This window comes from Mesorhizobium sp. L-8-10, assembly GCF_016756635.1.
Classification (GTDB): domain Bacteria; phylum Pseudomonadota; class Alphaproteobacteria; order Rhizobiales; family Rhizobiaceae.
This window is the reverse complement of record NZ_AP023263.1, coordinates 2,920,960-2,935,130: the sequence shown is the minus strand read 5'-3', so window position 1 is coordinate 2,935,130 and position 14,171 is coordinate 2,920,960. Positions and strand designations below refer to the sequence as shown.

The window sequence follows — 14,171 nt, the reverse complement described above, 5'->3', positions numbered from 1 at the left end:
GGTGATGGACTTCAAGCTTCCGCCATGCCGCCACGCATCCGAGCGGATTCCTGAGGCCCGCGCCGGCGTTATGGCGGGAAGAGAAAAGCTTGAAGACCGTTAGTTTCGACGAACTCGTGGCCAACCAGGGCAAGGAGATCGGCCTCTCGCCCTGGCGCGTCGTCAGCCAGCAGATGATCGACCAGTTCGCCGATGCGACCGACGATCACCAGTTCATCCATGTCGACCCCGAGCGCGCTATCAGGGAAACGCCGTTCGGTGGTACCATCGCCCACGGCTTCCTGTCGTTGTCGCTGCTCTCCGCCATGACCTTCGAGACCTTGCCGCCGCTCGAAGGGGCGGGCGTGGGCATCAATCACGGCTTCGACAAGATCCGCTTCATCACCCCGGTGAAGTCGGGCGCCCGGATCAGGACCCGCTTCGTGCTGGCCAATGTGAATGCGCGCCCCTCGGGATGGGTGCATATCGACTACGACGTGACCATCGAGATCGAGAATTCGCCGAAGCCGGCGCTCACCGCGCGCTGGCTGACGCTGACCAAGCTGGAGCCCGAGGAAACATGAGTGATCCGAACGCGCTCGACCAGGCGGCCTTGGCCCCCTATCTCGAAGCCCACATACCGGGCTTTTCGGGACTGCAGAACATCGAGAAGTTCAGTTCGGGCCAGTCCAACCCGACCTATCTCCTGACCGCCCGCAGCGGACGCTATGTGCTGCGGGCCAAGCCGCCGGGCGCGCTGCTCAAATCCGCCCACCAGGTCGACCGGGAGTTCCGGGTCATGAAGGCCCTGGCGGCGACAGCCGTGCCGGTGCCGCCTGTGCTGCATCTTTCCGGGGAAGACTCGCCGATCGGCCGCATGTTCTACGTCATGGCCTTCGTCGAAGGCCGCATCCTCTGGGATCCCGCCCTGCCCGAAGCGGCCGACAATACCGAGCGCGCCGCGATCTACGACGCGATGAACGGCACCCTGGCGGCGCTGCACGATGTCGATATCGAGGCCGCCGGCCTCGCCGATTTCGGCAAGCCGGGCAGCTATTTCGAACGCCAGCTCGGCCGCTGGACCAGTCAGTACCGCGCCTCCGAGACGGACGCGATCGCCGACATGGATCGACTGATCGCCTGGCTGGAAGAACATCTGCCCGAAGATGACGGCCTGGTGTCGCTCGTCCACGGCGACTATCGGCTCGACAACATGATCTTCGCACCCGACCGGCCGCAGGTAGTCGCGGTGCTCGACTGGGAGTTGTCGACGCTCGGCCACCCCTATGCGGATATCGCCTATCAATGCATGCAATGGCGCCTGCCGCATTCGTCCGGCTTCCGTGGCCTTGCCGGCATCGACCGGGCAAGCTTGGGCATACCCGACGAAGAGGCCTATGTCGGGCGATATTGCGAACGCCGCAAGATCGACGGCATCAGGAACTGGACGTTCTATTTGTGCTTTTCTTTCTTTCGTCTCGCAGCGATCTGCCAGGGTGTCTACAAACGGGCGCTTGACGGGAATGCCTCGAACCCCGAAAAGGCTCGGACATATGGCGAAGCGGTGAGACTTCTCTCCGCGCTCGCCGTGCAGTCTATCGACGGGGACAAGCAGGCATGAGTCGTTTCGAGGGGCGTAGCGTTCTGGTGACCGGAGCGACAGGCGGGTTCGGCCGTCGGCTGGCGGAAAGGCTTGCCGCCGACGGCGCCAGGCTGGTGCTTTCGGACATTGATCCGAAGGCCCTCGACGATCTGGCCGAGCGATTGCCGGGAGGGGCGGCCACGCTCGCCGGCGATGTCGCCCGGGAAGACCTCTCCGAGGCCCTGGTCGAACTCGCCGTCAAGCGCTTCGGCCAGCTCGACATCGCGATCAACAATGCCGGCATAGCCCAGAGCTTCGTCAAGCTGCCGCAGGTACCGTCCGACGAGGCAAGGCGCATCATCGAGATCGACCTGCTCGGCGTCTTCTACGCCATGAAGCATCAGATCCCGGTCATGGAGAAGCAGTTCCGCACGACGGGCGCAGGCGGCACCATCGTCAACATCGCCTCGGTCGCGGGTCTGGCGGGCGCAGCGCGGCTCTCGGTCTATGCCGCGGCCAAGCACGGCGTCGTGGGCCTGACGCGCTCGGCCGCGTCGGAATATGCAACCCGCGGCATTCGCGTCAACGCGGTGTGCCCGTCTTTCGCCCGCACCCAGATGGTCGGCGATTTCGTCAGGCTCGCGGGCGGCAACGAGAAGGATGCCCATACGGAGCTGACGCGCGGCGTGCCGATGAAGCGTGTCGCCGAGGTCGACGAGGTGGTCGAGGTCATCCTGTTCGCCGCCGACCCGAAGAATTCCTTCATGACCGGCCATACGCTGTCGGTCGACGGCGGCATCATGGCGATCTGACGTCGAGTTCACAGCAAGTCTCAACAGGCCGCTCGGCTTTCGCGCCTCCGACGGTCATAGGACCGACCCTTGGCAACACTCGTCGCGCTCAGATAAGCACCAGTCCTTCACGCATGGCGATGCCGATCGCCTCGGTACGGTTCGCCGCGCCGAGCTTGGCGACGACGGCCGCGACATGGAACTTCGCGGTGTGGACGGAGATGCCGAGGCGGCGGGCGATCACCTTGTTCGGCGCGCCTTCGGCCAGCAGCGCCAGCACCTCGCGCTCGCGCGCGCTGAGATGAAGCCGGGCCGGCAACGGCATGTCCGCGAGATCGTCGCCCGTCTCCACCCTGCGGCTTTTGCCCCCGACCAGCCGATAGCCTGCAGCGGCGAGCCGCGCCGCGGCGATCACGACTTCGACGGGGGTCTTGGCCGGAAGGCTCGCATGGACGTCGGTGCCGTCTCCGGCCTTGCCGCCCCACAGCACATGCGGCGTTCCGCCGTCCTGTGGAGCGCTGTCGGTCACCACGACATCGGCATGAGCCGACGACTCGAGGTCGCCTTCATGCACGACGGTGATGCCGCGCTCCTCCGAGAGCGCGACGGCCAGTTCCTCTTCCCGGCCGTGATCGGCGAGCGCGAGCTGGATGGTCAGGATACCGGCCATCGTCTCCTCAGTTCATGGGCCGGGAGCCGACCGTGACGGAGATCTCCCGCTTCTCGCCGCCCCGCAGGATGGCGAGTGGTACCGTCGAGCCGACGCTGTCGGGCCCGAGTTGACGCAAGAGGTCGCGCGGACCGTCGATTGCCTCGCCGTCCCATGCGGTGATGATGTCGCCCAGATGCAGGCCCGCTGCCCGGGCCGGACCATCATCGTCGAGGCTCATTACCATCGCACCCCGAACCGAGGCGTGGCGGACGGGATGCAGCCCGGCGCCGAGATAGCCGCGCGCGACATGGCCTTTGTCCTTCAGGGCGGCCGCGGCCCGCTCGATCGTCTCGGCAGGGATCACCAAAGGCCTCCTGCGTGGACCGAAGAGGACGAGGCCGATCAGGGCGCCGGCACCGTCGAGCGCCGCCGCACCTTCGAAACGCCCGTCCAGCGGAGCGGCAAGGCCGATACGGCGGTCGATGAGGCCACCGCGCATGCTGCGCCACGACGGGCCCGCCTCGTTGACCGTGCCGAAGGCGACGAGCGGCGACGTGCCGCCCTGGCCCACGATCACGGCGAGACTGCCGGCCCTGACATCCTTGGCCGGAGTGAACACATCGGGTGCCTTCACGCCCTCCGGCCTGACGAGCGCGATGCCGGTCGACGGGTCGCGGCCAACAAGCTCGGCCTTTGCCGTCACGCCCTCATGCAGCACGATCTGCAGATCGTCCCCGGAATCGACGACTTCTTCCGCAGTGATATAGAGGCCGTCGCGCCAATGGAAGGCGCTGACGCTATGGCGCGGATGGACGTCGAGGCTTGCCAGCGCCGGAGCGGCCGATTGCGCGAGATCGGTCACCGCGCGGGAGAAGTCCGGAAGATTGAATTTGCTCATATTCGCCTCCTGGGCTCGATGGTCCCAGATATCGCCCAGGTACGCGCCCTTTCCTACTCGCCAGACGGCTAGACTGGCCATTCGGGCAGGTCGCACGGGCCTGCCGCGCTCCGCACATATAGGAAGCGAATGAACTCCGGGCATGTCTCCCGAAAATGTGCAGCGTTTTCGGGAAAAGGACATGCGCGAAACAAGAACCTGCAGCCTGTCGCCGCGCGACAGGCCGGGGACGGAGGGTCACCATGGGCGAGGCAGCACTCCATCTCGACGACGACGCAACACTGCTCGACGCCTATTCCCGTTCGGTCGCGGACGCGGTGGACCGGGTCGGGCCGGCGGTGGCGCGCATCGAGCAGATCGGCGGCAGGGCCGGCCACGGTTCGGGCTTCGTCATCTCGCCCGACGGACTGATCGTCACCAACAGCCATGTCGTGGCGGACGCCGGAAGGGTGCGGGTGATCACCCCCGGCGGCGGTTCGGCCGAGGGCCGGGTGCTCGGCAGCGACCCCGATACCGACATCGCTCTCATCCGCGCCGACGGGCGCTTCCCGGTCGTAGCGCGGCTTGGCGATTCCAAGACGCTGCGGCGCGGACAGATCGCGATCGCCATCGGCAATCCGCTCGGCTTCGAATGGACGGTGACGGCTGGCGTGGTCTCGGCGCTCGGCCGCTCGATGCGTTCCTCGACCGGGCGGCTGATCGACGACGTGGTGCAGACCGACGCCGCGCTCAATCCCGGCAATTCCGGCGGACCGCTGGCCTCCTCGATCGGCGAGGTGATCGGCGTCAACACCGCGATCATCCTCGGCGCGCAGGGCATCGCCTTCGCGGTCGCGTCGAACACCGCCAGCCATGTCGTCTCGGAGATCATTCGTCACGGCCGCGTGCGGCGCGCCTTCATCGGCATTTCGGCCGATACGGTCGTTCTGCCGCGGCGGGCGGCGCTGGCGACCCGCGTCCTCAGCGACACTGCGGTCAGGCTCCGGAAGGTCGAACTGGCCGGTCCGGCGGCACGAGCCGGGTTGCGGGAGGGCGACGTCATCGCCGCGATCGACGGACGCGCCGTCACCGGCGTCGACGACCTGATCCGCATGCTCACAGGCGACAGGATCGGCCAATCGCTCGCTGTGACCGCTATCCGCGGCAGCACGGTGGAGACGTTTGCTGTCACGCCGCAGATCCGGCCTGAACCGCGCTGACACGGTTCAGGCAACGCCAACAAGGGGCGACATTATCCGCAGAACGAAACCGCTGTGTCGGTCAGGATATCGGCAAGCGTCTCGACGGATCTCACCTCGGCCCATTCCGAGGCCGCATGGGCTCCGCCGCCGTCGGCTCCGAACATGACGCAGGGAATGCCTGCCCCCTGCAGTATGGCGCAGTCGGTCCAGAACGGCTCGCCGCGGCGCGCCGGGCGTTTCCCGAGCCGCTCCGTCGCGATGCGGTCGAGCATGGCGACGATGGGCTCGCTTTCCGCAACCTCGAAGGGCGGACGCTCGAGACCGGCGGCGAGCGTCGCCTTGAAATCGGGATCGGCGGCGGCGATGGCGGCGATGACGGCCTGCAGTTCGGCCGCCACGGTGGCCGCGTTCTCGCCGGGAATGGTGCGCCGTTCCAGCGAAATGCGGCATTCGGCCGGATAGCTCGAAAGCTCCTCCCCGCCCTTGATCAGCGAGGCATGGACGGAGCCCGATCCGAGCAGCGGATGAGTCGGGTTCGCGCGCAGGCGCTTGTCGAGTTCTTCGAGCGCCACGAGGAACTTGCCGGCCTTGACGATCGCATCGATGCCGAGTTCGGGGCGCGATCCATGCGACGCCCGGCCTTGCACGATGACGTCGAACCAGACGAAACCGCGATGGGCTGTCGTCAGTTCGTGATGGCTGGGCTCCGTGACGATCGCGGCGTCGGCCTTGAACCGCGCGGCGACCTCCTCGCTGCCGAAGGAGGCATATTCCTCGTCGGCGACGCAGGCGACGAGAATGTCGCCGCGCAGCCCGTTCTCCTTGGCCCGTGCCGCCGCGACCATCATGGCCGCCACGCCGCCCTTCATGTCGAAGGAACCTCGGCCGAAAAGCTTGCCGTCGCGGATGACGGGATCGAGGGCGTCGCCGTCGTAGCTGGCGATCGAGACGGTGTCGTAGTGCCCGTTGAACATCAGCGAACGGCCGCCCCCGCTTCCGCGCGCAATGCCCACGATCGACGGACGGCCCGCATGCTCCTCGATGCGATGCACCTCGAACCCGCGTTCCCGCAGCCACGCCGCGCAGAAATCGGCGATCTTGCCCTCCCCGGCGCCGCCGGGCACGAGATCGGGATTGACCGAATTGATCGAGACGAGTTCTTTCAGGAGTTCGATGGGGTCGTTGTTCATGAAGCCACCTCTTCCGGGCTGCGGCCGACGATATCGGTATAGATGGTTGGATCGGTCGCGCCTTCGCTGTTGAAGACGAGAATGCGTGAATGAGCGCCGAGCCCGAGATGGTCACGCGCCGATGGATCGGTGAGACAGGCGAACATGCCGGCAAGCCCGGTCGCGCCGCTTTCGCCGGCAACGATCGCCCGGTCGTGTCCATGCGGCTGCGCCAGCCGCCTCATCGCGGCCACAGCCTCATCCTCTTCGAGCGTCACATAGCCATCGACCAGGTGGCGAAGCACCTCCCAGCCGATCGGCGACGGGGTGGCGCATTCGAGCATCGCCATGACGGTCGGCTCGCCGTGAGGGATCGTCACGAGCTTTCCAGCCTTGGCGGTTGCATGGAGGCAAGCGGCGCGCGCGGGCTCGACGACGGTCACTTTCGGCGCTGCGGCGCCCAGGCGCTGCGTCGCGTAGGATGCGACGGCCGCGGCCATGCCGCCGACGCCGGCCTGCAGGAACAAATGGGTGGGCGGCTCGGCCAATGCGTCGAGCGCCTCGCCGATCATCGCGGTATAGCCCTGCATGACGGTCAATGGGATCGTCTCATAGCCTTCCCACGACGTGTCCGAAACGACAGTCCAGCCATGTTCCCTGGCCATCTCGGCGGCGAGCGCGACGGAATCGTCATAGGAGCCCTGCACACGGTTGATATGCGCGCCGAAGGTCGCCATCGCAGCCGCCCGGCCTTCGGAAACGCCGGCATGGATGAAGATTTCACAGGCGGTGCCGGCAAGCTCGGCGCCCCAGGCCACGGAGCGGCCGTGATTGCCGTCGGTGGCACAGGCGACTGTCATGCTCGCCGCGAGCGCGCGGACTTCCTTTGATGTGATGTCGGCCGGGGTCAGGGGCCGGCCGAGACGCCGGCTCGCCTCGTCCAGCACCAGCGAGATTACCGCATAAGCGCCGCCGAGCGCCTTGAAGCTCTTCAGCCCCAACCGCTTCCCTTCGTCCTTGACATGCAGCGCGCCGATCCCCGACGCCCTGGCAAGCGCCGGCAGGGCGACGAGCGGGGTCGGCTGGTAGCCTGGCAGCGCCTCGAGGAAAGCCTGCGCCTTCGCGCGCCCCTCGTCGCCCAGCGCGGCAGCCAGTTGGGGGCGCGGCGCCGGGCCTTTGTCCGTCACTGCGTGGAACACTCGAAAATCTCCTTGCTGAACCAATGGCGCAACATTAGTCGAAGCAATGCGGGAATTGTGCCGGGTTTTGCCCATTATTTCGGGACCGTGTTGCGCGAGGAACCGGATATCCGGAATATCCGCCCACGATCGGAGAAAACGATGCTCGACGCGTTCGACCGCAAGATCCTGGCGCTGCTGCAGGAAGACAACCGAATGCCGCAGCGCGACATCAGCGAAGCGGTCCATCTTTCTCCGTCCGCCGTCAACCGGCGCATCGCTGCTCTGGAATCTGCCGGCGTGATCACGGGCAATGTCGCGGTCGTCGACCCGGCCAAGGCCGGGCGGCCGATCACCATCATCGTCGAGGTCACGGTGGAGAGCGAACGCTTCGACCTGCTCGACGCGGTGAAGCGCCGGCTCGCCGCCTGCCCTCAGGTGCAGCAGCTCTACTACGTGACGGGCGACGCCGATTTCGTGCTGATCGTCAACGTCGCCGACATGGCCGAGTATGAACGGCTGACGCGTGAGCTCTTCTTCGCCGAGGGCAATGTGAAGCGCTTCCGCACGATGGTGGTGATGGAGCGCAGCAAGGTGTCGCTCGCTGTCAGCATGGCGCAGGAATCGGGTTGAGTTAGGCCTCGCGAAGCACGATTTTGAGGGCAGAGAAACGCGAGGGCCATGCCATGGGCCAGAAAATGCAGTCTTACGCCATCTTCGAGACATCGGCCGGCTTCTGCGGAATCGCCTGGAACGATGTCGGCATCACGCGCTTCCAGCTACCGACCAGGGATGCCGCGGCAACCGAGAGAAATCTTCTTCGCCGCATGCCGGAGGCGCGGCCGGGCACGCCGACGCCTGAAGTGGCCGAGGCGATCGCCGAAACCAGGCGCTATTTCGACGGCGAGGCGATCGACTTCTCACGCTTCACGCTCGATCTCGGCGACCAGGACGAATTCTTCCTGCGTATCTATGATGCGGCGCGACGCATTGGCTGGGGTCACACCACCACCTACGGCGCGCTGGCCAAGAAACTCGGAGCGGGGCCGGAGGCGGCACGCGACGTCGGTCAGGCCATGGCCAGGAACCCTGTGGCGTTGATCATCCCGTGTCACCGGGTGCTGGCGGCCGGCGGCAAGATCGGCGGCTTTTCGGCGCCCGGCGGCTCGACCGCCAAGGCGAGGATGCTGGAACTCGAGGGCGTGCATGTCGGATCGCCGGATCGGGCGCAGCAGTCGTTCGGGTTCTAACATCAAAGGGTCGAGTTCGACCGTTTGCCGCCGGCCGATCAATTCTTGATGACCCCCCGCATCTTGGGTTGACGGCGGTGCCGGCATCGACGATTTTCCGACGCATCCTTTCACTGTCGAGGTTTTGCGACTCCCGCCGGACGGACCTGTTGCGGCGCGCCCGATCCTCTTATGCCTGAACGACCCTGTCGCCATCCCGGAAGGCGTGAAGTCGAATAACAGGCCCGTCCTGTTTTTGCCCAGTATTTTACAGGACCGCGCTCTCTCACTCGACCATTGCGCCGCCCCTCATCCGCCTGCCCGTCCTCCGCAGCAGCTGCGGAGGACGGGCAGGCGGATGAGGGGCGGCGCAAACGTCGCAAGATGAGACACACAGCCCGGTGCCGACGGAGGCGTTGGACTCAGCAAGTGTCCCGAATCCTACTTCTTCTTCACCGGCAACCCCGGGGATCGCAGGGGCGACCCCGGGGATCGCAGGGGCGACCCCGGTATGGCCGTGGATGTCACCGAGACCGGATCGCTCGCCGGGAAGGTGTCTTCCAATCCCTCGTCCAGTTCGGTCTGCAATTCCGTCTGATCCGTCGGCCGGTCGACGACATGCTTGCGCGGCCGTTTCCCGGCCGGCCTCGGCATTTCACGCGCAGTCCTGCTCACGGGGTGGTTTCTGCCGACATTGGTCATCGCGAGGTCCTCTCCACCGGACCGATCCGAAATCGCGTATCGTCCACGACGCTACACGCTTCATGCCCTAGGGGCATTTTCCGCGGACCCGTCGGATCCGCAACGTCCCGGGACAAGATCATCGTAACGTCAGACAGGCGGCAGGGTTCCGAATGGCATTCCTGCCGGATGACCAAATTCGAGCGAAGGCGCTGCCGTTACGCCGCGGCGTCGCGCGCGGCCTCCGACAGGAAGGTGAAGACATAGTCGGAAAAGGAGCGCCAGCACTCGACCCGGAACGTGTCCTCGGCCGTGCGCAAAAGCACGATCTCGACCTTGCCGAGGATCGTCCGCGACGCTGCGCCGACCGGAAAGGCCGCGAGCGACAGGTCCTGCGGGCATCCCGCATTGACGGTCGCGGCAGCCGCCGGCCCGGTGACGGCGATCCCGACATTGCGATGCGAGATTCCCACCGCCGAATGCAGCGCCTTCACGGTTGCGCAATCTGCGAGCGGGTCGCCGCCGGCCTCGTCGATGACGAGCCATTCGTCCGGGCCGAGCCAAAGGGCTGTCCGGCCGTCCTTCGCGGCGGAGGTCTTCGGCGCTTTCGGCAACGTCACGCCCAATGCCCTGGAAAGCGCTGCCATGGACGCTGCCGGTGCGCGCAGCGACACGCGTTCGGCCGGCGGCAGAACTGCGAGACGCACGCCCTTCGCCGACAGATCGACGCCGGCGAGCGCGGCGCGACGCTCCGCGGACGGGGCCGCGACAACGGATGCTGACTTCTTAGCCATGGAGGCGCTCCCCCTTCTCGTCGAAGAACACCATGCCGGCGACTTCCACTTCGATCAGCCCCGTCGGCATCGGCACATAAAGGGTCTGGCCCATGCGGTCGCGGCCGCCCTCCACCAGCGCAAGCGCGATCGACCGGCCGCAATTCTCGGACCAGTAGCTGGACGTGACATGGCCGATCATCGTCATCGGGATGGGTTGGCTCGGATTGCCGACGATCTGGGCGCCTTCCTCGAGCACCATCCTCGGGTCCCTGGTCTTGAGGCCGACGAGTTGCCTGCGGCCCTTTGCGACCAGGTCCGGCCGCGTCAGGCCACGAATGCCGACGAAGTCGGCCTTCTTCTTGCCGACCGCCCAGTCGAGGCCCGCGTCATTGGGCGTCACCGTGCCGTCGGTATCCTGGCCTACGATGATGTAGCCCTTCTCGGCACGCAGCACATGCATGGCCTCCGTTCCGTAGGCGCAGGCGCCGTGCTTCTGGCCCTCGGCCCACAGCGCCTCCCAGACGGCCTGGCCGTAATCGGCCGGCACATTGACCTCGAAGCCACGGTCGCCGGTGAAGGACATGCGGAAGAGCCGGGTCGGCACGCCGCAGATTTTGCCTTCGCGAACGGACATATGCGGCATCGCCGCGTCCGAGAGGTCGATGCCCTCGACCAGCGGCGCGATGATGTCGCGCGACTTCGGTCCCTGCACGGCGACGACGGCCCATTGCTCCGAGATCGAGGTCAGCCAGACATTGAGATGCGGGAACTCGGTCTGGAGATAATCCTCCATGTGGTTCATCACCCGGGCGGCGCCGCCCGTCGTGGTCGTCACGTGAAAGCGGTCCGGTGCCAGGCGGCCGACCACGCCGTCGTCATAGATGAAACCGTCTTCGCGCAGCATGATGCCGTAGCGGCAGCGCCCCGGCTCCAGCTTTTCCCACGGGTTGGTGTAGAGCAACTCCATGAACTTCGCCGCATCGGGCCCGACCACCTCGATCTTGCCCAGGGTGGAGGCGTCGAAAAGGCCCGCCGCCTTGCGCACCGTCACGCATTCGCGGTTGACGGCGTCATGCATGTCCTCGCCGGGGCGCGGGAAGTACCAGGCGCGTTTCCACTGGCCAACGTCCTCGAACACCGCGCCATGCGCTTCCGCCCAGCCATGCATGGCGGTTCGGCGGGTCGGGTCGAACAACGGACCCCGCGCATGGTTGACGATCGCTCCGAATGTCACCGGCGTGTAGGGCGCGCGGAAAGTGGTGAGGCCGACCTCGGGGATCTCCTTGCCGAGCGTCTCGGCGGCGATCGCCAGCCCGTGCATGTTCGAGGTCTTGCCCTGATCGGTCGCCATGCCGTTGGTGGTGAAGCGCTTGACGTGCTCGATCGAGCGCATGCCCTCGCGCACGGCGAGCCTTATGTCCTTGGCGGTCACGTCGTTCTGGAAGTCGACAAAGGCTTTCACCGTGGTGTCGGCTCCGGCGCCCGGGCCAGCGCCCAGCATGCCGCCCGACCAGCCTTCCGAAGCGTCGACCTTCAGCTTTGTGCCATTGCCCTTGGCGCCGGCCGCGCTCGCTGCCTCCGCGCCCGCCTTAAGGGCCTCCGCGAGGGTTGCATCGAGGCTGTCGGTGCCGTTGCAGGCGCCGACCGACACGCAGTCCTGTGCATAGGCGCCGGGCAGGAAACGCTTGGTGGCGTCATCGAAGGCGACCTTGCCGCGCGACTGGGAGAAGAGGTGGACGGAAGGCGTCCAGCCGGCCGACATCAGGATCGCATCGACCGATATCGTCCGCTCGCCGCCGCCATTCTTGGGCTGGATCGTCATGGAGGAGACGCGCAGCCTGCCGCCGGCGCGGACCACCGCGCGGCCATGATTGACCTCGATGCCGAGCGCGCGCGCCTCGTCGACCGCCGGCCCGGTCGGGTTGTCGCGCAGGTCGACGATGGCGGCGACCGAGACACCCGCCTTCTTCAGGTCGATCGCCGCCGCATAGGCGGAATCATTGGCCGTGTAGATACCGACATTCCTGCCGACCGCGACGCCGTAATGATTGAGATAGGTCCGGGCGGCCGACGCCAGCATGATGCCCGGCCGGTCGTTGTCCGCGAAGACCATGTGCCGTTCGATCGCACCGGTGGCGATCACCACGCGCCTGGCGCGCACCTGCCAAAGGCGCTCGCGCGGCAGCGACCGGTCGGGACCGGCCAGATGGTCGGTGACGCGTTCGACGAGACCGACGAAGTTCTGCGCATAGAAGCCGAAGGCCGTCGTGCGCGGGAGCACGCGGACATTGCCCATGCCGGCAAGCCTGGCCACCGTCTTCTGCGCCCAGCTCCAGCCGTCCTCGCCTTCGATCGCGGCTCCAGCCTCGAAGCGCAGCGCGCCGCCGAGTTCGGCCTGCTCGTCGCAGAGGATGACGCGCACCCCGGTCTCGGCTGCCGCGAGCGCGGCGGCGATGCCGGCCGCACCGCCGCCGATCACCAGCACCTCGCAATGCGCGAAGCGCGAAGAATAGTGATCGGGATCGGGCTGGTCGGGCGCCACGCCGAGGCCGGCCGCGGCGCGGATTTTCGGCTCGTAGAGTCCCTTCCATGCAGCCTTGGGCCACATGAAGGTCTTGTAGTAGAAGCCGGCCGAGAACATCGGCGAGGCGAGATCGCCGACCGCGCCGACATCGAAGGAGAGCGACGGCCAGCGGTTTTGCGAGACCGCCGTCAGCCCGTCATAGAGCTCCTGCACCGTGGCGCGCACATTCGGCGTCTTGCGCGCCGCATCGCGCTCGATCGACACCAGCGCATTGGGCTCTTCCGCTCCGGCCGAGAGGATGCCGCGCGGGCGGTGATACTTGAAGGAGCGGCCGACGAGATGGATGCCGTTTGCGAGCAGCGCCGAGGCAAGCGTGTCGCCCTCGATGCCGCTCATGGCCTGGCCGTCGAAGGTGAAACGCGCCGTCCTGGCCGGCGTCAGCCGCCCCGTGCCGGAAATGCGGTAGGAAGCTGTGGTCATCAGGCTGTGCCCTCGAGATTCATCTCCAGGCGACGCGTGTCACCCCCCTCTGGCCTACCGGCCATCTCCCCCTCAAGGGGGGAGATCGGACGGCCGTGACGCTTTCGCCGGCCGTGGACGTCGAAACGAGGTGGCGCCGCTGCCAATCTCCTCCCTTGAGGGGGAGATGGCCGGCAGGCCAGAGAGGGGTGAAGCAGCGCGATGGTCATTTCGTCGACGCTCCCTTGCCGTTCGTTCGCCTACGTGTCGGCTTCTTCACATTGAGCTGGTCCGGCGGGCGGTTGGCCCAGGCGGCCGGTCCGGCATCGTTCGCGGCACGTTCGATCTCGGGTTTCGGCTCACCGGCCTTGTAGGTCATCACGAACTTGTCGGTGACGGTGTCGCGCACGGCGTTGAAGAAGCGTGCGCAGCCATGCACGTGGCGCCACCGCTCATAGATGATGCCCTTGGTGTTCGACCGGATGAAGAAGAACTTCTCGAAGTCCTCGTCCGAGATGGACGCGATGTCGGCCGAACGTGCGATGTGGGCCTCGCCGGCGTTGCGGAACTCGAGCTCGGGACGTTCTTCCTCGCAATAGGGGCAGCGGATGAGAAGCATTCTTGTCCTGCCTGTTCTCGAATGTCCTAGAGTTCGCCGTAGCCGACGCGGGAGCCGGCCGGCTGATCGCATAGCTTGTCGCCCATCGCCGCGAAGGGTGCGACGAGCCTGATCCGCTCCTCGACGCTGCCGGCAGGTGCGAAGAGACCGCGGGTGGCAATGTTGCCGATGGTGAGTTCGAGCGGATTGACCGAGAGCAGCACGCCGCGCGGGTCGAACTCCTCGTCCTCGTCCAGATCCTCGGGCCGCGGCTCGAAGAAGAAGACGACCTTCTGTCCGCCGCTCCACACGCAGGTGAGATTGCCGCTGTCGACCGAGAACGGCCAGCCGGTCTCGTTGTCCGTCCTGGCGATCGGCTGGATGCGCACGTCTTCCGCCGAGGGCATATGGAACAGATCCTGCTCCGCGGCGAGCATGATGGGTAGCGCCATGGCGGCCATCGGCACGGCCATC

At 66.5% G+C, this 14,171-nt stretch carries 14 protein-coding genes; 6 read left to right on the top strand and 8 right to left on the bottom strand.

The window, feature by feature from the left end:
• Window positions 1-89: 89 nt before the first annotated feature.
• From JN280_RS13670 to JN280_RS13660, 3 genes are read left to right on the top strand one after another with little or no spacing between them, the layout of a single operon-like run.
• Complete coding sequence (locus JN280_RS13670) at window positions 90-563, top strand: MaoC family dehydratase (RefSeq protein ID WP_202312869.1); 474 nt, start codon at window positions 90-92, stop codon at window positions 561-563.
• Window positions 560-1,600, top strand: a complete 1,041-nt coding sequence (locus JN280_RS13665; protein ID WP_202312868.1) for a phosphotransferase family protein — start codon at window positions 560-562, stop codon at window positions 1,598-1,600. Before JN280_RS13670 ends, JN280_RS13665 begins: the two co-directional genes overlap by 4 nt.
• Window positions 1,597-2,373: an SDR family NAD(P)-dependent oxidoreductase gene (locus JN280_RS13660; RefSeq protein WP_202312867.1), complete on the top strand. Its 777-nt coding sequence runs from the start codon at window positions 1,597-1,599 to the stop codon at window positions 2,371-2,373. Before JN280_RS13665 ends, JN280_RS13660 begins: the two co-directional genes overlap by 4 nt.
• Window positions 2,374-2,461: 88 nt before the next feature.
• On the opposite strand, the gene JN280_RS13655 is transcribed toward JN280_RS13660, so the two are convergent.
• Window positions 2,462-3,022 (bottom strand): response regulator transcription factor, encoded by a 561-nt coding sequence (locus tag JN280_RS13655; protein ID WP_202312866.1) that lies wholly within the window; start codon window positions 3,020-3,022, stop codon window positions 2,462-2,464.
• A 7-nt stretch (window positions 3,023-3,029) separates the two neighbouring features.
• Complete coding sequence (locus JN280_RS13650) at window positions 3,030-3,902, bottom strand: S1C family serine protease (protein WP_202312865.1); 873 nt, start codon at window positions 3,900-3,902, stop codon at window positions 3,030-3,032.
• Between the two features lie 242 nt (window positions 3,903-4,144).
• Here JN280_RS13650 and JN280_RS13645 point away from each other — a divergent pair, with 242 nt between their 5' ends.
• A complete protein-coding gene (locus JN280_RS13645) occupies window positions 4,145-5,101 on the top strand; it encodes a S1C family serine protease (protein WP_202312864.1) in 957 nt (318 codons plus the stop codon).
• A 32-nt stretch (window positions 5,102-5,133) separates the two neighbouring features.
• Here JN280_RS13645 and JN280_RS13640 read toward each other — a convergent pair whose 3' ends face one another.
• Both JN280_RS13640 and JN280_RS13635 read right to left on the bottom strand, forming a co-directional pair.
• On the bottom strand, window positions 5,134-6,273 hold the full coding sequence (locus JN280_RS13640) for an ArgE/DapE family deacylase (protein WP_202312862.1): 1,140 nt from the start codon (window positions 6,271-6,273) through the stop codon (window positions 5,134-5,136).
• Window positions 6,270-7,451 (bottom strand): diaminopropionate ammonia-lyase, encoded by a 1,182-nt coding sequence (locus tag JN280_RS13635; RefSeq protein ID WP_244743302.1) that lies wholly within the window; start codon window positions 7,449-7,451, stop codon window positions 6,270-6,272. The genes JN280_RS13640 and JN280_RS13635 overlap by 4 nt, the downstream gene beginning before the upstream one ends.
• A 141-nt stretch (window positions 7,452-7,592) precedes the next feature.
• On the opposite strand from JN280_RS13635, the gene JN280_RS13630 reads away from it, so the two are divergent.
• Entirely contained in the window at window positions 7,593-8,063 is a 471-nt protein-coding gene (locus JN280_RS13630; protein WP_202312858.1) for an Lrp/AsnC family transcriptional regulator, read from the top strand.
• 53 nt (window positions 8,064-8,116) lie between these two features.
• Window positions 8,117-8,680 carry a methylated-DNA--[protein]-cysteine S-methyltransferase gene (locus JN280_RS13625; RefSeq protein ID WP_202312856.1) on the top strand — a complete coding sequence of 188 codons (564 nt, stop codon included), beginning with the start codon at window positions 8,117-8,119 and terminating at the stop codon, window positions 8,678-8,680.
• Between the two features lie 878 nt (window positions 8,681-9,558).
• Here the strand turns inward: JN280_RS13625 and JN280_RS13615 are convergent.
• From JN280_RS13615 to JN280_RS13600, 4 genes are all read right to left on the bottom strand, one after another.
• Window positions 9,559-10,134 (bottom strand): sarcosine oxidase subunit gamma, encoded by a 576-nt coding sequence (locus tag JN280_RS13615; RefSeq protein WP_202312854.1) that lies wholly within the window; start codon window positions 10,132-10,134, stop codon window positions 9,559-9,561.
• Window positions 10,127-13,120, bottom strand: a complete 2,994-nt coding sequence (locus JN280_RS13610) for a sarcosine oxidase subunit alpha (protein WP_202312853.1) — start codon at window positions 13,118-13,120, stop codon at window positions 10,127-10,129. The genes JN280_RS13615 and JN280_RS13610 overlap by 8 nt, the downstream gene beginning before the upstream one ends.
• A gap of 205 nt (window positions 13,121-13,325) precedes the next feature.
• The gene (locus JN280_RS13605; protein WP_202312852.1) at window positions 13,326-13,718 is read right to left on the bottom strand and encodes a sarcosine oxidase subunit delta; all 393 of its coding nucleotides are present in this window, start codon (window positions 13,716-13,718) and stop codon (window positions 13,326-13,328) included.
• A 26-nt stretch (window positions 13,719-13,744) separates the two neighbouring features.
• Window positions 13,745-14,158 carry a hypothetical protein gene (locus tag JN280_RS13600; protein WP_244743523.1) on the bottom strand — a complete coding sequence of 138 codons (414 nt, stop codon included), beginning with the start codon at window positions 14,156-14,158 and terminating at the stop codon, window positions 13,745-13,747.
• Window positions 14,159-14,171 lie beyond the last annotated feature (13 nt).